This is a genomic window from Urechidicola sp. KH5 (assembly GCF_054661455.1).
In genome coordinates this window covers 414,199-435,368 of the sequence record NZ_BAAFSW010000002.1, presented here as the reverse complement: position 1 = coordinate 435,368, position 21,170 = coordinate 414,199, and the positions used below count along the sequence as shown (strand labels likewise).

The 21,170-nt window shown below is 31.2% G+C and carries 19 protein-coding genes and 1 pseudogene; all 20 read left to right on the top strand.

From position 1 onward, the window contains the following. The first annotated feature begins 13 nt into the window (after positions 1 to 13). Positions 14 to 586 (top strand): hypothetical protein, encoded by a 573-nt coding sequence (locus ACYQ5R_RS06550; RefSeq protein WP_460190121.1) that lies wholly within the window; start codon positions 14 to 16, stop codon positions 584 to 586. Positions 587 to 787: 201 nt separating this feature from the next. Continuing rightward, the gene (locus ACYQ5R_RS06545) at positions 788 to 1,915 is read left to right on the top strand and encodes a S41 family peptidase (protein ID WP_460190120.1); all 1,128 of its coding nucleotides are present in this window, start codon (positions 788 to 790) and stop codon (positions 1,913 to 1,915) included. A 183-nt stretch (positions 1,916 to 2,098) separates the two neighbouring features. Next, on the top strand, positions 2,099 to 2,368 hold the full coding sequence (locus ACYQ5R_RS06540; protein WP_460190119.1) for a hypothetical protein: 270 nt from the start codon (positions 2,099 to 2,101) through the stop codon (positions 2,366 to 2,368). Between the two features lie 78 nt (positions 2,369 to 2,446). Beyond that, positions 2,447 to 2,866 (top strand): hypothetical protein, encoded by a 420-nt coding sequence (locus tag ACYQ5R_RS06535; RefSeq protein ID WP_460190118.1) that lies wholly within the window; start codon positions 2,447 to 2,449, stop codon positions 2,864 to 2,866. A 181-nt stretch (positions 2,867 to 3,047) separates the two neighbouring features. Then, positions 3,048 to 3,788 (top strand): CPBP family intramembrane glutamic endopeptidase, encoded by a 741-nt coding sequence (locus ACYQ5R_RS06530; protein WP_460190117.1) that lies wholly within the window; start codon positions 3,048 to 3,050, stop codon positions 3,786 to 3,788. Between the two features lie 206 nt (positions 3,789 to 3,994). After that, positions 3,995 to 5,689, top strand: a complete 1,695-nt coding sequence (locus tag ACYQ5R_RS06525) for a DUF6973 domain-containing protein (protein ID WP_460190116.1) — start codon at positions 3,995 to 3,997, stop codon at positions 5,687 to 5,689. Between the two features lie 537 nt (positions 5,690 to 6,226). Then, positions 6,227 to 6,745, top strand: a complete 519-nt coding sequence (locus ACYQ5R_RS06520; protein ID WP_460190115.1) for an SdpI family protein — start codon at positions 6,227 to 6,229, stop codon at positions 6,743 to 6,745. A 478-nt stretch (positions 6,746 to 7,223) separates the two neighbouring features. Further along, a complete protein-coding gene (locus tag ACYQ5R_RS06515; RefSeq protein ID WP_460190114.1) occupies positions 7,224 to 7,937 on the top strand; it encodes an SDR family NAD(P)-dependent oxidoreductase in 714 nt (237 codons plus the stop codon). A gap of 162 nt (positions 7,938 to 8,099) precedes the next feature. Then, positions 8,100 to 8,639: an SHOCT domain-containing protein gene (locus ACYQ5R_RS06510; RefSeq protein WP_460190113.1), complete on the top strand. Its 540-nt coding sequence runs from the start codon at positions 8,100 to 8,102 to the stop codon at positions 8,637 to 8,639. A gap of 549 nt (positions 8,640 to 9,188) precedes the next feature. After that, a complete protein-coding gene (locus ACYQ5R_RS06505; RefSeq protein WP_460190112.1) occupies positions 9,189 to 9,608 on the top strand; it encodes a hypothetical protein in 420 nt (139 codons plus the stop codon). Between the two features lie 502 nt (positions 9,609 to 10,110). Next, complete coding sequence (locus ACYQ5R_RS06500; protein WP_460190111.1) at positions 10,111 to 11,325, top strand: hypothetical protein; 1,215 nt, start codon at positions 10,111 to 10,113, stop codon at positions 11,323 to 11,325. A gap of 178 nt (positions 11,326 to 11,503) precedes the next feature. Continuing rightward, a complete protein-coding gene (locus tag ACYQ5R_RS06495; RefSeq protein WP_460190110.1) occupies positions 11,504 to 12,667 on the top strand; it encodes a hypothetical protein in 1,164 nt (387 codons plus the stop codon). 42 nt (positions 12,668 to 12,709) lie between these two features. Then, positions 12,710 to 13,642: an alpha/beta hydrolase gene (locus tag ACYQ5R_RS06490; RefSeq protein WP_460190109.1), complete on the top strand. Its 933-nt coding sequence runs from the start codon at positions 12,710 to 12,712 to the stop codon at positions 13,640 to 13,642. Positions 13,643 to 14,147: 505 nt separating this feature from the next. Beyond that, on the top strand, positions 14,148 to 15,704 hold the full coding sequence (locus ACYQ5R_RS06485; protein WP_460190108.1) for an arylsulfatase: 1,557 nt from the start codon (positions 14,148 to 14,150) through the stop codon (positions 15,702 to 15,704). Between the two features lie 83 nt (positions 15,705 to 15,787). Further along, positions 15,788 to 16,537 (top strand): DUF3667 domain-containing protein, encoded by a 750-nt coding sequence (locus tag ACYQ5R_RS06480; protein ID WP_460190107.1) that lies wholly within the window; start codon positions 15,788 to 15,790, stop codon positions 16,535 to 16,537. Positions 16,538 to 17,116: 579 nt separating this feature from the next. Further along, the gene (locus ACYQ5R_RS06475) at positions 17,117 to 18,166 is read left to right on the top strand and encodes an alkaline phosphatase D family protein (protein WP_460190106.1); all 1,050 of its coding nucleotides are present in this window, start codon (positions 17,117 to 17,119) and stop codon (positions 18,164 to 18,166) included. Between the two features lie 85 nt (positions 18,167 to 18,251). After that, complete coding sequence (locus ACYQ5R_RS06470; protein ID WP_460190105.1) at positions 18,252 to 19,481, top strand: S41 family peptidase; 1,230 nt, start codon at positions 18,252 to 18,254, stop codon at positions 19,479 to 19,481. Positions 19,482 to 19,644: 163 nt separating this feature from the next. Beyond that, positions 19,645 to 20,349, top strand: a complete 705-nt coding sequence (locus ACYQ5R_RS06465; RefSeq protein ID WP_460190104.1) for a hypothetical protein — start codon at positions 19,645 to 19,647, stop codon at positions 20,347 to 20,349. A gap of 166 nt (positions 20,350 to 20,515) precedes the next feature. Beyond that, positions 20,516 to 20,944, top strand: coding sequence for a hypothetical protein (locus ACYQ5R_RS06460; RefSeq protein WP_460190103.1), 429 nt, complete (start codon positions 20,516 to 20,518; stop codon positions 20,942 to 20,944). A 21-nt stretch (positions 20,945 to 20,965) separates the two neighbouring features. Beyond that, positions 20,966 to 21,067: pseudogene (locus tag ACYQ5R_RS06455) on the top strand (SHOCT domain-containing protein); the annotation flags it as partial. Between the last annotated feature and the right edge of the window lie 103 nt (positions 21,068 to 21,170).

Genomic DNA, 21,170 nt, shown 5'->3' with positions numbered 1-21,170 from the left:
GACCGAGTCGAGAATGAAATATCTAATCCTCATTATTATTTTTGTTTTTATACAGTCTTGTAGTTCTGATTGCATCAATGTATATTTTACTGCGAATGATAAAACTTGGTTCAATAATTACGAAATTGGAAATAAATTGATATTCAAGTCGCAACTAAATGATTTTGACACAATTTTTATCACTAATAAAGTTATCAAAGAAGCTAAAGGAGAATGCAACCCATTTGTCTCAAAATTTGACAAAGATTTTGCTCGAATAGACTACAAAATTAAAAAGGACACTTTCAATATAGTTGAGGACTACTTTGTACAAATTAGTGCAAATGAAAAACTAGAAAACTCAAGTCCAGTAATTCGTTTATTGAATTTAGAATATAGTAATTACGATCACGATTTGCCGAAAACAAAATTATCTGAATTAAACTCTGACTGGAAAAATGTATATGTATTTAATAAAGATAATTGTCCTTATTCCAATCTAAATGGAAAATTTGGAATAACTGAATTTGAGTGGGATAAAGATTATGGTCTTGTCTCTTATAAAAATGACAAAGAAGAAAAATGGGTTTTAATAAAAAAAGAATAAAAAACTACTTACAACAATGTATAACCGCAATTACGGCGGATTCGACTACGTCCGAATCCACTCGGAATTGCGAGCGTCAGTACTTAATCGAAAAATAGTAAATTAAAACCCGTAACTGACGGTTATACGAAACCGTTATCCATAATTATGAATCGACTTTTATTTACAATGACATTTTTAATATTTAATTCTGTTACGATAATGGCACAGACTAAAATTGCAAAATGTAATTGCGCCAATGAATTAGATGAGCTAAATGCTATAATTAAAAACTCAAGAAGCTATAAGGATCAAATAAATAAACGAAATAAGAAAGATTTTAATAAATGGTTAATTAAAGTTAAAGAAGAAGCTTCAGATGATCAAGATATTGATCACTATTGCGGTGCTTATCTTAATAAACTTATCTCTTATATTAAAGATGATCACAATCAGGTTTATAAAACAAAAGACAGTCTACTCCAAAACCTTCCTCAATATTCGGAAAATATTGATTCTCTCATTACCTTAGTCGAAAATAAAAATGACTCTATAATAGGAATATATTACTTAGGGAGTACAAAAGTTGGTTTAGTTCCGCAAGGTGAAAAAACATGGGTTGCAGTTTCACTTTTTAGTAAGGCAGAGAAATGGAAACAAGGCTCAATTATTTTTAAAATTAAACAAACTGAAGATGGTTTAGAGATGTTTGAATTCAACCAAGCTGGTCAATTAATTTATCGTAAATCAGTTTTGCTTAAGGATGGAAGAATTTTTCCTTCCATTTGGAATAAGGATCAGTCATACTTCTTCTATAAAAAAAAGAATTCAAATTTCGAGTTCAAAGAAATTAATGAATCTACTGATTACATTTCAATATCTACATTTTCAAGAACTTCAAATCTTATGAAGGAGATTGATAATTTTTATAAACACAGTTTCAGTAAAATCAACAAACCAAACTTGATAATTGATTTAAGAAATAATAGTGGAGGATCCACGCTACAAGGAAAGGCACTAATTAAATTCCTGAAAAAAAATAATGATATTAAAGCCTATGTTATTGTTAACAGCTTTTCAGCAAGTGCGACTGAATTAATTCTCCTTGAAATAAGAGAATTTAAAAATGTTATTGTAGTAGGCGAAAATACTAAAGGAAGAGTAGCTTACGGATATGGAAATCAAGCACTTAAGTCAACAACCCAATGTGGTTTTAGTGTTTTGATGACAGTTGAAAAATCATATAATTCAATTGAATATGAGATGGTTGGTATTCCGCCTGATAAATATCTTGAATCAGGAAGAGATTGGGTCGAGCAAACTATTGAAATAATAAAAAAAAATGGATAACAACACCTAAACTGCATTAAAACGCAGCTTAGCCAAAACGTTGTAGCACATTTAAAGATTAACTCTTTGGTTACAGAAATGAAAGAATTATTACATAATAATAGTGAATTTGAGGTCTTTGAATTTTTACTTACAATTTTTAACGAAAGAAAAACACTCACTCCTCAAGATAAAAAGGATCTTTTGAAATATACTGCTGGCAACTATGAACTAATAGGGCTGATAGGATTATTAACTCAGGATATGCCTCGAATCTTATTAGGTAAATTGTGTCATAACGTTTTCATAAAAAAAGAATGCACAGAGATCAAACACACCTTAGAGGATTTAGAAACTATTGCAGATGTTTACTTAGAAGTTGAGCAGACGGAAGCAGATAAATACGTATTTCAACAAGTAATGCTAGAGTATCCTAGAAACTTACTAGATAGTAATGGAAATTTGATTAAATAAAACACGCTACAACACCACCTAAACTGCATTAAAACGCAGCTTAGCCAAACCGTTAGGCAACATTTAACAAAAACCCATATGAGATTTAAAAACTTACTGATTATTTTTCTGATTTTGACATTTATTAGTTGTGGAAACGACAATGATAATAACAATTTCACAAATCCTTGTGAGCTGAATCCTTTCCCTGGAGTTAACGGAGTAACTCAATCGAATTTTATGATTCAAACATTTAATGAATCTAACGAAAAAGGATATTTGATTACAGCTACAATTACGAATGAAAATCTTGAATCTGTTTCTGGAAGTCCAAGCTTTGTGTTTAGAGAGAACGGAGAAATAATAACTTATTCAACATCAAATACTGCATCGCCAACATCTTGTGTGAATATCGATGCAGAATCAGATTGTGAATTTGAATTTCGAGTATTTTTAACGCAAAATGAGAATGTTGACAATAATATTGAATTTCTGTGTTTTTATTACTTTGACGAATAAAACTAAACCAAAAAATGAATATAAAAACGTTGCCTAACAACGGCTATAGCTCATTAAGGCTGAAATTCCTAATCGGAATTTCGAGCCTTTTTGCTAAATTTATGGTTACGGCGGAATGATACTCGCGTACCATTCCGTAACGAAACCATAGCCCAACCGTTGGCATTAATAAAACAAAATAATGGACAAAAAAATTAATATTTCACCTTATTTGAGCATTTTTGGTATTACCCTGTTATTCCTAGTCCTTTCAGGTGTAACAATGGCTCTTACTTTACTGTTTGAAAATGAAACTGTAAGAAGTGTTATTGATTTGTTTCAAGTTATTCTCTTCATTTTCCTAACTTATTATTTATCGAACTTATATTTTAGGAAAATAAACTTAATACCACCAGAAAAGTTAATACTAAATAGCCCATTAATTATAAAAGTGCTCATTGGATTTGCTTTGGCTTTAATTATTCTCTATCCCACTAGGATAAGCAAGTTTCTTGACACTGATAATATTGAATATTTATTTGTTGGCTTTACGCTTAAAAACTTCGCAATGGCCTTTGGTGCTAGTGTTACCGAAGAAATTATTTTTCGAGGAACACTATTGAATTTTTTCAACCAGAAAAACAAAAAATACATTGGCCTATTAATTTCTTCTCTCATGTTTAGCTTTATTCACCTTTCAAATACAATAATGGGCCAAGATATTTCAAGCTTTAATATTATATTTTTTGTAATGATGGGAGTTTGTTTAGGTTTGACTTATCTAAATTTTGGGTTAGTTAGTGCAATCGCATTACATTTTTTAAACAATTTTTTAATTAGTGGGTTTATTCACAAAATTGGAGGTGGATATTACGTATTAGCCATTATTTCTATTTTAAGTATCTGGTTATTTATAAGAGATAGAAGAAAACAAAGAAAATAATTACTAATGCCAACAATGGCTATAATTCATTGTGGTTTTGTGCCACGCCAAAATAAAAGTATAAATCAAACGGCTGGATTTCGGCGGAATAATCCTGCGGATGATTCCACAACGAAATCATAGCCGAGACCGTTAGCGGTAATTTGGTCACTCAATCGAAATTCTTAATCACAAACAAAAAATGCTAATAATCTTATTCTTATAAAATGATTGCACAATTAATACAATCAAATCTTTTTACACCTGAGCAATTGATAGACATAGGGTTTCCGGTTTTTTATCATTTAAACGGTGATTACTCATTAAAGATGAGTGAATTAAAGGCTAAACTTGAAACTGAAGAATACAAATGCTTAGATTTTTACCCTTCGAATTCGGTAACTTTACAAATTTCAGGCATTGTAATTGCTGAAGAAATTCCTATAATTTCTGATGGTATTTTTTTTATTGATACAAGATTATCTAATAATGTATTCGTAATATCATGTTTAACAAAGAAAAAAAACAAATTTTTATTCTTTGAATACATAATTATCGGCTTTGATCTTAAGTTATTGAAACATTTTGAAATCGATTTAGGTGATAATATTAACATACTTGATTGTAAATTTTCAGAAGATGGTCCAGAAATAGTTTATAGTGTCGGATCTGTAATTAAAACATATAAGAATAAAAATGTTACAGTTCTATCCAATGAAACTATTAAAGGACTCAACTACTCTATACATCGATTTGATAATACAACCAAAGTTCTTATATCAGATAAAGAAAAATTCTTGCTGTGTAATTTAGGTTTTGATTACACAAACGATATTAAAATGAATTTTGATACAAAAGAAATTGATTCTAATATTACTTCTAATAATTCAGTTATTTCTGATTTTTTAACGAGAAATTCACTATTACCACCTAAGCCAGTAAAATTCTATCGGTTGATCTCAGAAAACAACAAAGTTTCAGTTTTTGATGTAGAGTTATATTATAAAAAAAATGTAACATTTTTTGAACATGAATCGATCAGATTACCCAATCTTTCTAAGGTAATTTATACAATGACACAAAGGAGAGTCGGGTATTTTTTAAATAACAGTTTTATTTCTAAATCAGAAGATATTGAAGAAATAGAATTGTTTGAAGGCAGTTTTAAAGATGAATTTACGACAAGAACAAGTCTTTTAAGTAGAATCTATATTAGTTTCGCCAACCCTCTAGCCGGTTCATTCATATTTAAATCAACTTTTGAAAGAGATTTTTATAGTATATTAAAATTTAATGCATATAAGGATACTATATCAGCCACTTATGCTAGATTAAACGATAAAGAAAAAGAGTATCTTAAAGAACACCCAATTGATAGTGCAATAGGTGCATATCTTGGTATGATAATAGCATACAAAAAATCTGCTAGTCTAAAGGAATTTGAAGGATCTCTTAGGAATACTCCACGTGACAGTATTAGGCATGCTTACTGGGCTTCATTAATGACTACTTACTTAGGTTCTAAAACTGCTAAAGATATTCTAGATAATCATGAATATAGTAGAAATGATCCTTACGATGATTATAATAACAGAGTAGGTATTTATCTTGGCAAACTTGCGAAAAAATCTAATTTATCGAATAATGAATTATTTGAAATTATAAGAGATGCCGAGAGGAAAGGACTTCTAGCTAATAATAAAAACTCTGAAAAAGCTGCAAATCAAAACTTCATAAAGCTAAAGAGAAGTAAACCAAGAATTCAAAGAAAATCAAGTAATGGGAGAGATTTTAGCACACACGTAGAGTCAAGAGAAAGAACCATTGAAATCGAAGGGCCAGTTATTGAAGTAGATGCAGGAGGAAGAGAGCCTGATGGACCTGATGATGGTCCAATAATAATTAACAATGACCCTGCATAATTTTGACTAATACACTAGCTACTGCATTATACGTATAACTATAACTACCGCTAACAACGGCTATAAGCAATTGGGGTCTAGGTATTTAAATGAAAACTAGTAAATAAAATAAAGGTGAGTGTTAAAATGAAAAATTAGGTCAAGAAATCCCCAACAGCTCATAGCCAAACCGTTGAAACACATTCAACTAGTGTTGAACTTTTGTTGCTACGTGCTTTGCACTCCCACCCCAAAAGAAATGTGTTTCAACAAACTGCTAAACCAAATTACACAATCGCCTATCTATAAAATATCAACGCTAGTTGGGCATCGAGCCGAAACGATGTCTCAACTATACCTAAACGTAATTTGGATCTGTATTTTACGTTCTCAATAATCAGAATTTGACAAATAACGATAATTAAATTATCTATTTGACGAACTATTATCGAAGTGAAATAGGAAGTACTCTACTCCGATAATAGTTGCTCAAATTCTTTATATTTACTCGTAAAATACAGAACTACGTTTAGCAGTTTGTTGTGCATAATTTGAAAAATGAATCGTCCGAAAATTAAAATAGAAAAAACTGTTGCTGATAATTTAATAGAGATTGTGACTTTTCTATTGATTTTGAGTTCGGGAATTTTAATCGGATTTTATTACAACCAATTACCCGAAAAGCTACCCATACATTTTAATTGGCCATCTAAAGACGAAAATGGATTTGGGACAAAAGACTTGCTTTGGGCAAGCCCAATAATTTGTGGAATAATTGGAATCGGAATTTATAAACTGAATCAATATCCGTGGATTTTCAACTATCCATCTGAAATAGATGAAAATAATGCGGAATATAATTACCGACAAGCGACACAAATGCTACGTATTTTGAACTTACTCAATGGGTTTCTCTGTCTTTCGGTGACTTTAATGTCAGTTTTAGATGGACTTGGAATAGAAAATGAACTTGATAAATTTCTTGGACCTCTTTTTCCAATTTTATTGATTGGACTTCCAATTCTATATGTGATAAAAATTTTAATGAATAAAAAAACTAGGCACAACAATGTATAACCGCAATTACGGCGGATACGACTACGTCCGAATCCACTCGGAATTGCGAGCGTCAGTGCTTAATCGAAAAATAGTAATTTAAAACCCGTAACTGACGGTTATACGAGACCGTTGAAAAACATTGAACTAGCGTTGAACTTTTGTTACTGCGTGCTTTGCACTCCCACCCCAAAAGAAATGTGTTTCAACAAACTGCTAAACCAAATTACGCAATCGCCTATCTAAAAAACATCAACGCTAGTTGGGCATTGAGCCAAAACGATGTCACAACTATACCTAAACTCAATTTGGATCTGTATTTTGCGTTCTCAATAATCAGAATTTGACAAATAACGGTAATTAAATTATCTATTTGACAAACTATTATCGCAGTGAAATAGGAAGTCCATTACTCCGATAATAGTAAATCAAATTCTTTATATTTACTCGTAAAATACAGAACTGCGTTTAGCAGATTATTAGCCACAAGTAAGACCGAATGAAAAAAGCAATAATAATTGGAGCAACTTCTGGAATAGGAAACCAACTAGCTAAAACCCTTGCTAAAAATGGATATAAAGTTGGTATTACAGGCAGGCGGAAAACTGAATTAGAAAAATTAAAACAAAGTAAAACAGACAATTATGAAATAAGTCCATTTGACTGTGTGACTGAAAATAACGCTGAAAAATTATCTGAATTGACCAAAAAAATTGGAGGACTTGACCTTTTGATTTTGAGCTCGGGAACAGGAGATTTAAACGAAGGATTAGATTTTGAAATTGAGCATAGAACGAATTTACTCAATGTAAACGCTTTTACAGAAATCGTCGATTGGGCTATTAACTACTTTGAAAAACAAAAAAAAGGACATTTAGTCGCTATAAGTTCAATTGCAGGAATTAGAGGAAGTCGAATGGCACCAGCATACAACGCTTCAAAAGCATATCAAATTAACTATTTGGAGGGATTGAGACAAAAAGTTGCTAAAACAAAAAATCCAATTTACGTAACTGATATAAGACCAGGATTTGTTGATACAGATATGGCAAAAGGAGAAGGTCAATTTTGGGTCACAACAAAGGAAAAAGCAGCTCGACAAATTTTTGGAACTATAAAAAAGAAGAAAGGTATTGGATACGTTACGAAAAGATGGTGGATTATTGCCAAATTATTGAGACTAATTCCAAATGGACTATATAAGAAAATGTAAAATACCATTGGCTAACAACGTGTATAATTAATTGCTACGGAATTTCCTCAGCGGAAATTAAATCGAATTAATTACCTTAGTGCTACGGCGGAAAAATCTTGCTGATTTTCCCGCAACTAATCATACACAAGAACGTTGAAACACATTTAATAAAATAACACTATGAAAAAATCATTATTAACAATATTCACTCTTCTATTTGTTTGTTCGATTCAGGCGCAAAAAATAACTGAATACAGAGCATCTAATGGAATTACTTACAAAATAGGAGACATAATTAAGCTTAAAAAAGGTGCTTTTGACAAAGGAAGGTTTATTTCATTTGACACGTTTGGAGTTATTAGCATTTTAACAACTAACAAAAGCAATAGACTACCAGCTAAATATAAAGGAAGGACGGCAACAATAAAAAAAATGGAAAATATATCCGACCTCGAAAATGATAAAAAAATTGCTCGATTTAGAGTAAATGTAGAAGGATACGGGAGGGTCACTCTCGATATTGAATTGGCTATTCTGTATTGCGAGATTGAAAATTGCACAAAAGAAAAAATAACAGCAGAGAAATCTATTACAAATAAAGAAACATCTGTTATCAATAAATATGACCAATTAAAAAAGTTAAAAGAACTTTTAGATGAAGGAATCATAACAGAAGAAGAGTTTATTGTCGAAAAGAAAAAAATACTTGATAAAAATTAAAAGCGTGTTACAACACTGGCTATAATTCATTGTGGTATTAGAACTAAAAAATATAAATTTAACCAACCAATCGGCTATCTAAAAAATATCAACGCTAGTTGGGCATCGAGCCAAAACGATATCTCAACTATACCTAAACGTAATTTAGTTCGTTGCCTAAATATTTTTATAATTAGGAACTCATAAATGTAAAACATTTGGATCTGTATTTTGCGTTCTCAATAATCAGAATTTGATAAATAACGATAATTAAATTATCTATTTGATCAACTATTATCGAAGTGAAATAGGAAGTCCATTACTCCGATAATAGTTGATCAAATTCTTTATATTTACTCGTAAAACACAGAACTGCGTTTAGCAGGTTGTTATGGGCAAGTTAAAAAAGTTGAACGAAAAAACATAAAAATGATAAAGGCTTTTGATACATCATAAAAGTTATTATTTCGAGATTATTTTTTACGTACAAAAAAGAGGAGACCAGCGACCTCTATAAAAACGGGGCGAAATCGAAAAGCCATATGAGTAGAAAATTCGAAAGACAAAAAAATGAAAAAATTGAATATTACTTTTTGTATGTTATTATTTAGCTTATTTCTGAATGCTCAAAATAGAGATTTTGATGGAATTTGGACGGGTAAACTAAATACCTCCACGGACAAGACCTTATCTATCACCCTGTATATAGAGGATAATAATGTGTATAGTGTTACCGAAGATGAAGATGGCGAAAGGACAAAAGACTTCTTTAAAGAAGTTTCTTGGAGTAAAGGATATGGAGAACAACTTAATTATGTTTGGATGAATAAAGGTGGAGTTTGGACAGAAACTCAAGTTTATTCATTAGTTTGGAATAATGCGAATAAACTTTCAGTTCATTTTATTAGACATGTTAGTAATGAAATGGAAGACGCTGATGGAAACACTGATTGGGGTTATACAGCAACAGGCTACTTGTATAAAGAGTGAAAAAGATTTATATGTATAAATTCGACAACACTTCATTAAATATAAAAATGCTTTTAGGTTACGTCCTTAACATTCATTAGAATGAAAACCAGCCCATAACACGGTATATACAAAATGGGCGGGATTGTGCTAAAATAAAGAGCAGTAGCCTGCTTCAACACCGTAACAGTTGGATAATTTTGAAGCACGCAATCGCCTATCTAAAAAACATCAACGCTAGTTGGGCATTGAGCCAAAACGATGTCTCAACTATACCTAAACGTAATTTAGTTCGTTGCCTAAATATTTTTATAATTAGGAACTCATGAATGTAAAACATTTGCATCTGTATTTTGCGTTCTCAATAATCAGAATTTGACAAATAACGATAATTGTATTATCTATTTGATCAACTATTATCGAAGTTTTATAGGAAGTACTCTAATCCGATAATAGTTGCTCAAATTCTTTATATTTACTCGTAAAACACAGAGCTACGTATAGCAGGTTGTTGGCAATAATTATGAAAAACATATTTTACATATTTGCAATGATTATTTTATTCGACTCTTGTAAAGAAGAAAAAAGAGTGATTGAAAAAATTGATTTTAAACCAAAATATAAATTTTCATCTGAAATAGAGAATGATGTTGAAAAAGATACTGTTTCTTGGAAGTATCAAATTTCAGCTTCTAATTATGCTTTAAAAGGAGATTATAAAAATGCTTTAATTCAATGGGATTTGGCAATGGGAACAAGAGAAAAAAACTTTTCAAAATCCCAAATAGATTCTATTAATCAGAAGTATTCGAAAATTAAAGCAAGTGAGTATATTATAGAAAAAGCAAAGGAGAATCAAGTAATAATTATCAATGAAGCTCACCACAATTCGTTTCATCGAGTATTTACAAAATCTCTTCTTCAAAAGTTATTTGAAAATGGATATAAAAATTTAGGGCTTGAGGCATTAAAAAATAATGATAGTTTAGTTTCAGCTCTTAATCAAAGAAAATACCCAATTCAACAAACAGGTTTGTATATCAAAGACCCTCAATTTGGTAATTTAGTTAGAGATGCTCTTGAAATTGGATATGAGCTATTTGCTTATGAAAATATTGGGAAAGGAAGTGGGAAACCAAGAGAGATTGAACAAGCAAAAAATATTGAGAATGTAATCAATTCCAAACCAAATGAAAATTTCTTAATCCATTGCGGTTATGACCACGCCTTAGAGGGAAATCATAGCTCATGGGAAAAAGCAATGGCTGGAAGATTAACTGAATATACAAACATAAATCCTTTGACTATTAATCAAGTAGTTTATAGTGAAAAAAGTAAACCCGAATACAATCATCCTCTTTTGAAAGCCTTAGACATTAAAGAATCGTCAGTAATTATTGACAAAGATAATAAACCATTAAGCTATCAACGAGGAAAGGCTTGGACTGATATAGCTGTTCTTCATCCTAACACAAAATATATTGATGATAGACCTAATTGGTTATTCGAAAATGGAAATAAAAACGTTTCTATTTTACTAACTGATATTCAAATTGATTTTCCAATTATGGTTTTAGCTTATAAAAAAGGGGAAGATATAAATTTAGCTGTTCCAATTGATATTACAGAAGTTGAAAATCAAAAAGACAATTGTAATCTCGGATTGAAAAAAGGAGTTTATGAGATCGTAGTTACAAATGAAAAACAGTCTTTTAAATTTGAACAAAAAGTAAAATAACTATTGCCAATAATGTATAACCGCAATTACGGCGGATTCGACTAGGTCCGAATCCACTCAGAATTGCTAAATACAGTGCTTAACCGAAAACTCTAACTTTAAACCCGTAACGTACGGTTCTACGGACCGTTGTGCTTAATTAGAAAACGAACAAAGCCTCAATCGTAATTATTATAAAATGATTAAAAATATTATTGCTGGAATTATTTTATTCCCTCTAACATTCAAAGCTTTCAGCCAAAACAATATCCAAGATTCCTTAAGCGAAAAATTGGTTTTCTATGTTGGTGAACAAGTAATAAATGCAGATGATGAGAATGAAAAATTAATTATTCAACTTTGGAAAGATTATCTTTTGAATGGAGAATATGGAGATACAAATTCGCCTTACTGGTCTTTTGAAAATATAAATGTTCCAGACGAGTATTTATGGGCAGTTGGTATCAATAATATACAAAATAGAGATTATCAAACTCAGTGTAGAATAATAGGGGTTTTTCCAGTGAAAAACGATTACTATTGTTTAAAAAGTGCCTTTACTCATCTTGATAATAACGGTGAGATCTTTTTAGATGTCATTCCAACTGTTTATGCGAAAAAATTTAATGGCAAATTTTTACTTGTGAATAGTACTACCTATCATAAAGAAATTTTAGAACATCATAAAATTGGAAATATAAATTACTATGTTCATCCCTTTCACAAATTTGATATTGAAAAAGCAAAACTTATGAATTCGGATAGTGACAGATTTGCCAAACAGTTTAACACAAGTCCTTTAGAGTTTGATTATTTTGTTTCAAATACATCAAGAGAAATAACAGAAATTTGGGGTTATGAATATATGGATAGAATGTACAGACCAGAGCAATCAGGGGGAGTTGCTATTGTTAGTAACAAAGTTATTTTGGCAGGTAACAATTCGGAATACTATCCACATGAGGTAGTACATTTGTATGCTTTCAATGTAGCTAAAAACATTCCTCACTTTTGGATAAATGAAGGTATTGCTACCTATTTAGCAGGAAGTACAGAGAAATCATTTGATTGGCATTTCAAAGAATTAAAAGAGTTTCATAAGACAAATCCTAATTACGATTATTCTAACATAAACAATCTTACTGACTTTGATATTCCAAATGGAAAACACATGACAGATTTAAGATATATTGTAGGAGCAATAATTATTCGTGAAATTTATAAAAAAGAAGGAATTAAAGGAATTAAAGACTCTCTTACCATTGGAAATGAAAGTACCGACTTATATTCATTATTATATGAAAAACTCAGCGTTACTGAAAACGAATTTAACACATTCATTCAACAACAATTAGAAAACTAAGCACAACAATGGCTATAAAACATTGGTAACAATTAAATGAGAATGAATTTAAAGGACGATTACACGAGTCAAAACATTAAGCTTAACTCTGATTATGAAGGCGAAGTAAAGGCGGTTTTGACTGCATCTAAAAATAATAAAGGAAGCAGAAAAAGTGTGCTGTATCTGCATGGATATGTCGATTATTTTTTTCACCCACACTTAGGTGAGAAATTTAACCAGAATAACTTTGATTTTTTTGCACTCGACCTCCGCAAACATGGCAGATCCTTGATGAAACATCAGCATCCTAATTATTGTAAAAATATTGAAGAGTATTTTGAAGAAATTTCAATCGCGATTCGTAGAATTAAAAGTGGAGTCAATCCTGTCTTTTTATTAGCACACTCAACAGGTGGCCTAACAGCAAGCTGTTACATGAATTTTGGTAAAGAAAGAGGTCTTATAAATGGCTTGATTTTAAACTCTCCATTTTTGGATTTTAATCAATCTAAGATTGAAAAATCATTAAGTAAATTTTTAGCAAGACTGATTAGTAAATTCTCAAACTATGCCAAAATAGAGGGTGCACTATCTCCAGTATATGCCCAAAGTGTACATAAAGATCATTTTGGAGAATGGGAATTTAACCTTGATTGGAAACCAATAAAAGGATTTCCAACGTACTTCAAATGGATTGATGCAATTGCAAGAGCGCAGAAAAGATTAGACAAATCAAATATTCAAGTTCCCACTTTAATAATGCATTCATCAGGTTCAGTAAAAACTAAGAAATATTCTAAAGAGGTAATGACTAATGATATTGTTTTAAATATTGAAGACATCAAAAGAATTGGAAAAAAATTAGGTGAGGATGTTACAATGATGCAAATTGACAATGCACAGCATGATATTTTTTTATCTCCTAAACCTGTAAGAGATATTGGATTCGATGCAATGCTTTCTTGGCTAGGAAAAACTGATTTTAAGAATTAAAACTGTAGCCAACAAAACCTAAAAAGTATTAAAACGTTTTTATCCAAAACGTAGAAAAACACTCAACTATCGTTGAACTTTTGTTGCTAAGTGCTTTGCACTCCCACCCTAAAAAAAATGTGTTTCAGCAAACTACTAAACCAAATTACTACAGCGTATATCTCAAAAACATAAACGCTAGTTGGGCATCGAGCCAAAACGATGTCTCAACTATACCTACACGTAATTTAGTTCGTTACCTTATTATTTTTATAATTAGGAACTCATGAATGTAAAACATTTGGATCTGTATTTAGAGCTCTCAATAATCAGAATTTGACAAATAACTATACTTGCATTATCTATTTGATCAACTATTATCGAAGTTTTATAAGAAGCACTCTACTCCGATAATAGTTGATCAAATTCTTTATATTTACTCGTAAAACACAGAACTACATTTAGCAGTTTGTGGCAATTTAATTTACGAAATTTTTATAAACTCAAAATCATTAAAATAAATGTTATGAAAAAAAGTACTCTAATTATTTTTCTATTCGGTTTCTTAAGTGCCATAGCACAGGGAAAACCAAACATTTTGGTAATTATGGTGGACGATGTGGCACCTAATGCCCTAAGTTGCTATTCAATGGGAATGCAATATCCAACTCCTAATATTGACAAGATAGCTAAAGGGGGTGTTTTATTTACTGATCATTACTCACAACCAAGTTGCACGGCAGGAAGGGCAGCATTTATCACAGGACAAAAACCGGTTAGAACTGGGCTAACTACCGTTGGACAGCCCGGGAATCCGTTAGGATTAAAAAAGGAAGACCCAACAATAGCAGAACTTTTAAAACCTCATGGTTACATGACTGCACAATTTGGGAAGAATCACTTAGGTGACAGAAATGAACACCTTCCAACAGTTCATGGGTTTGATGAGTTTTTCGGTAACCTATACCATCTCAATGTATCTGAAGAGCCTGAGCAGGCTGATTATCCAAAAAGTGAAGAATTTGCAAATAAATATGGCCCCCGTGGAATTATTGAATCTTATGCTACTAACACCTTTGACAAAACTGAAGATCCGCGATTTGGCGTTATTGGAAAGCAAAAAGTAACTGATATTGGACAACTCACATCCGAAAGAATGAAAACATTTGATGATGAGTTAGTCGCTAAAACGAAAGATTTCATGAAACGTGCTAAAGATGCGGAGAAACCTTTTTTCATTTGGCACGCTACAAGCCGCATGCATGTTTATACGCGTTTAAAGGATGAGTCAAAGAATTTAGCCACTGGCATCAGCACTGATTTAGATCTGTTTGGACATGGCTTAATGGAGCATGATGGACAAGTGGGTGAATTACTCGACTACATAAAAGAACTAGGTATTGATGAAAATACAATAATAATTTATACGACAGATAATGGTCCTGAACAAAGTTCTTTCCCGCATGCGGGCGTAACAATGTTCAGAGGTGAAAAAATGACTACATGGGAAGGTGGCCTACGCTCGCCATTTATGGTAAGATGGCCAAAAAAAATACCCGCAGGATTAATCAGAAACGGTATATCGGCACATGAAGATGTTTTACCAACACTAATGGCTGCTGTTGGTAATGAAAATATTCATGAAGAATTAATGAATGGTATGCAAGTAGGCGATATGAAATACAAAGTCTACATTGACGGCTATAATAATCTCGATTATTGGACTGGAAAGTCAGATGAATCAGCCAGAAACCACTTTTTCTATTATTACGAAAGTGGCCTAACCGCAATGAGAGTTGGTCCATGGAAAATGCATTTTGCTACCAAAGAGCGCTACTTTGACGATATGGTTCAACACACCATGCCTCAATTGTTTAATTTGAGAAAAGACCCTTTCGAAAGATACGATGACATAACGGGTTTTCATTTAATTATGGAGAAATCATGGGTGATGCAGCCAGCAATTGGAATACTTAATGACCATTTAATGACATTTAAAGATTACCCTCCTAGACAAGCTGCAGCTTCATTAGATATCAATAAGGCAATTGAATCAATTTTAAAGGCGAAAGCAAGACAATAATATTTTTACCAACTATATAAAGGGCATCAAAATGCCCTTTATATTTGACGTTGGTAGTAATTGAAAAGCATCTGCAGTAAAAAATGATTTGTAAAAACTGTAACAATAAATTTGAAGGAGAATTTTGTAATCAATGTGGGCAGAGTTCTAAAGTTGAAAGAATTAGTTGGAACTATTTAAGTAAATCTATTATAGATAGTATTTTCCAAATTAATTATGGCTTTTTATTTACTGTAAAAACATTACTGTTGAGTCCAGGGAAAAGTTTAAATGATTTTTTTTTAGGTAAAAGGAAAAAATTCTATAAGCCATTTGCCTTTCTTCTAATTTCTTCCTCGGTGTTTTTAATATCTACAAAATTTATAGGTAATGATACTTTTGTGGACGATTTTGTTAATGGATTTAGAAATGGAGTAAATGAAAACTTGAAAAATTCTGTTGAATTAAAAACACTTGACTTTTTAACCAAAAATCAGACTTATGTATTTCTTATAATTGCTCCGCTATTCTCTTTGGCTTCGTTTCTTGCATTCAAAAAGAATAAATATAATTTTTCAGAACATTTAATTTTAAATCTATACATAACAGGGGAACAACTACTAATTTATTCACTTTTCAGTTTCATAAAAGACAGAAATAGTTTACTAGCTATGATTCCGTTGATATTAGGCATTTTCTATAATTTGTATGTCTACAATCGATTATTTTATGAATTTAGTTGGCTCAACAAGAATTTGAAGTTGATATTAACATATCTTATCTATTTGATACTATTAATAATTACTTTAATTGTAATTTTAATAATAACTACCGTCAACAACGCATATAATTAATTACTACGGAATTTTCTCATCGAAAATTGTTTCACCAGTTCGCTTCGCTCGTATCACTTGAATTAATTACTTTAGTGCCTCGGCGGAAAAATCTTGCTGATTTTCCCGCAATTAATCATATGCAATAAAGTTGAAAAACATTCAACTAGCGTTGAACTTTTGTTACTACGTGCTTTGCACTCCCATCCCAAAAGAAATGTGTTTCAACAAACTGCTAAACCAAATTACTGCAGCGCATGTCTTATAAATATCAACATTAGTAGTGCATCGAGCCAAAACGATGTCTCAACTATACCTAGACATAATTTAGTTCGTTACCTAAATATTTTTATAATTAGGAACTCATGAATTTAAAACATTTGGATCTGTATTTAGAGCTCTCAATAATCAGAATTTGACAAATAACGATAATTGCATTATCAATTTGATCAACTATTATCGAAGTTTTATAAGAAGCACTCTACTCCGATAATAGTTGATCAAATTCTTTATATTTACTCATAAAACACAGAACTACGTGTAGTAGTTTAATATAAGCCACGTAACAATTCATTAAGAAGTTGCTCTAATTAAAAAATTATGTGCCGATATATTCTTCTATCTATTTATTTCCTTTTCACTGCCAATGCTTGCGCTCAGGTTGACGGTATTTTCAAAATAGCGTTTGGATCTTGTGGTCATCAGAACAATCCTTTACCAATATTCAATAATATTGTTGCACATCAACCTGATTTATTCATTTTTTTAGGAGATAACATTTATGGCGATACTAAGGAAATGGATACTTTACGATCAAAGTATAAGCTGCTAAATGAAAAACCATCTTTTCAAAACTTGAAGAAAAATGTTGAAATTATTGCGACATGGGATGATCATGATTTCGGATGGAATGACGCTGGAAGACATTACGAGTTTAAGGAAGAATCAAAAAATATATTCCTTGATTTTTTTGAAGAACCAGATACTAGCGATCGCAGAACACATGAGGGTATATACCACTCCTATGAATATGAGCAGAATGGCAAAATCATTCAAGTAATTCTGCTTGATGTAAGAACTTTTAGAGATGACATTAAGGACTATAACGGTGAATACAAGAATGACCGAAGATACTTTTACAACTTAGATTATGCTCCACATACTAGCTCTAGTAAAGCTACCATGCTTGGTAAAGAACAATGGGAATGGCTAGAAAAGGAACTTGAAAAACCCGCTGACGTTCGTATCATTGGTTCTGGAACACAATTTGGAGTCGAATTTAATGGATATGAAGCTTGGGCTAATTTTCCGAATGAACAAAGAAAGCTTCTTAAATTAATCAAAAAAACTAAAGCCAACGGTGTTCTGTTTATCTCAGGTGATGTTCATTATGCTGAAATTTCAAAAATGGAGGTGCGAAATCTTTATCCCATATACGATATTACCTCCAGTGGATTATCATCTACCTGGCATTTCGCCACTCCTAATAAGTATAGAATAGAAGGGCCAATTATGGAGAATCACTTTGGTTTGCTTTCAATTAATTGTGGTAGTATTACACCTACTGTAAAAGTAGAAATTTGGGATATAAATGATAATCAACGTGTTGATTACACTATTTCCCTTGAAGAATTAACATTAGACAAATGAATAGTATCATAACAACACCTAAACTACATTAAAACGCAACGTAGCCAAACTGTTCTAAGCAATTTGAAAAACAATTGAAAAAATTATGAGACAACTAACTTTTTTATTTCTTCTATTCAATTTCTCTTGTGTCAACTCTCAAGAAAGCAATATTGATCCTATTAGAATAAAAGAAGACTTGAATGTAATTTTAAATAGTATTTCACACAATTACACCTATCTGCAAGAAAAAAACGTTGATTTAAACTGTATTAGAGAATATTACGAAGCATTAATTCCTAATATAAAATCAGAGGAAGAAATTGTGCTTTTTTTTGAATATCTACTAGATGAGTTTTATGATAGTCACGTCCATTTAAACACAGCGTATAATTCTTCTTTTCGTCTTTCTTCACCAGTTTATGTAACGGCAGAAGAGGATAAAATCATTGTTTCAAATGTTTGGCAAACACAAATAAAAAACCTCAAATATGACATAATTGGTGCTGAATTACTAATGATAAATGAAATTGATTTTGATAAAGCTATAGAACAATTCCCAACTCATTGTAATGACAAAAAAGCTATAAATGTCAAAGAGTGGATTTCTAATAAAATATTAGCAGGTCGTTACAATCAACCGAGAGTTTTAAAATTAAAACTAAAAGACGATACCATAATTGATTTCGATTTAGATAAATTAGAAATGAAAGAAGAACCAACCCTTTTAACAGTCAATAAAATAGATAATATTGGTGTTATAAGAATAAACAATTCACTTGGTAAAGATGAAATTATCAATGAATTTGATAATGCGCTCGATAGTCTATTCAATACCAAAGGATTAATTATTGATGTAAGAAATACTGTACATGGTGGTGATTCATATGAGGCGCGTGGAATAATGAGTAGGTTTATTAACGAGCCTAAACCATATCAAAGACATTCCTTTATGTCGAAATCAAAAGGAAACCCAGATATTGAAAGAAGTTGGGTTGAATATGTAAGCCCGAGAAAAGAGCAATACAAAAACCCTGTTCTAATTTTAGTTGGAAGATGGACAGGTAGCATGGGAGAAGGTCTTGCAATTGGTTTTGAAGGAATGAATAGAGGGCAAGTAGTTGGTACTGAAATGGAACGTTTGGCAGGGGAAGTGTATGGTTTTTCGTTTAAACACCAAAGTTTTGGATTTCGCCTTTCGACCGCCAAACTTTTTCATATAAATGGAACACCAAGAGAAAAATATGTGCCAACAAATTATGTAAAGCAAACAACTATTAAAACGGATGAAACCCTTGAAAAAGGAATTGAACTTATTAATAAAATGACAGAATAAAAACAACATAAAACAACGGCTAGAAATAATTGACTACTCTCTACCACTCCTGTAAAATCCTCGCGGATTTTTTGCTTGTTGTTTACACGCAAAGTTTAAGTACTAACCCGCGCAACTAATCTACACTAGAACGTTGTACCTTATTATAACCAGCCAAAAGACCATGAATAGAATTTTTAGAAAAAATAGACATCATTTACCTTCAGAAGGAAAAGCAGAGAATTATCTAAAATATGCCATTGGAGAAATTACTCTTGTAGTCCTAGGTATTTTAATAGCATTGTATATTAATGAATTGAATAGTAAGCGTATTGAAATAAACGCAGCAAATTACATCTACAAAAATATCAAACGTCAGATTAACGCCGATAAGAGCACAATTTCTGATAATCTTAAAGCGAATCAAAAACTATCTGAAAAGTACGAATATGGAGTTATGCTTATAGAAAAAAATGATCGAACAAAAATAGATACTCTTGTGAAGATTGAATGCGATCTCATTCAATATACTGATGGTGATGTTAGCAGTAATATATATCAAAATCTGATTAATAGTGGAGAATCAAAATTATTGAAAAATAAAACTATAATGGAAAAGATCCAAAAACTAGAGGCAACATATATGTATATGAATCGAATGGAGCAAATTCATTCTAATGCAATACAGAACAGTATTGGTCTTGAAATATTGAAACACATTAAACTTGTTGATTTTTCAGCTCGAAATCCAAATGCTATTTTTGGAATTGACTTTCAAAATAGTTTTGTACTGACAATTTATCTTAGTTCACGAAAAGAAGAAGCATATAAACGAGCAATTGAGGAAATTCAATTAATTACAGAATTAATAGATGAAGAACTCAAATAATAATAAAAAAACAACAATCTGTAACTTAAATTATGCCAAATTCGACTACGTTCGAATCTACCACTAATTTCAAATATGGGTGCTTTATTATAAATTAGTAAATTTAAATGGTAACTGACGGTTATTAATGAGCCTTGCTATTAATTAAACCGAATTAGAAAAAATTATGGAAATTACATTAGAATACTGGAATGAATTAGCAAAACAAACACTCCTGATTACTTCTTTGTTAAGTGGTTTTTCAATTACGGTAGTAGCGAGCCTATTGGTTTCTGATAAAAATGATAAACTGACTAATCGAATTTTGAAATCTGCGACTTTATCAGCTGGCTGTTTTCTCGTAACCGTTTTTGCAATGGTTGATATAATTATGACAACAACACCAGGCGGATATATCAAAAACGTTTCAATAAAGGATTTTCAAATTACTAGAATTGTGGGAATATTGACATTTATGATTGGACTTTTCTCTCTATCTGTTATGATTGGATTATCAGGTTGGACAAAATCTAGAAAAGTAGGACGATTTACTAGTATAATTGGAATATTAACATTAATACTGATTTTTATAACAATGACAAAATTTGGAAGCTGAGTTAAATAGGACCAATTAAAAAAGTTAAAAGAACTTTTAGATGAAGGAATCATAACAGAGGAAGAGTTTATTATCAAAAAGAAAAAATACTTGGTAAAAATTAAAAGCTTGTTTCATCATTAGCTATAATTCATTTTGGCATTAGAACAAAAAAATATAAATTTAACTATCCAATAGGCTGATTTCATAATCGGAACACTACGGATGATTCCATAACGAAATCATA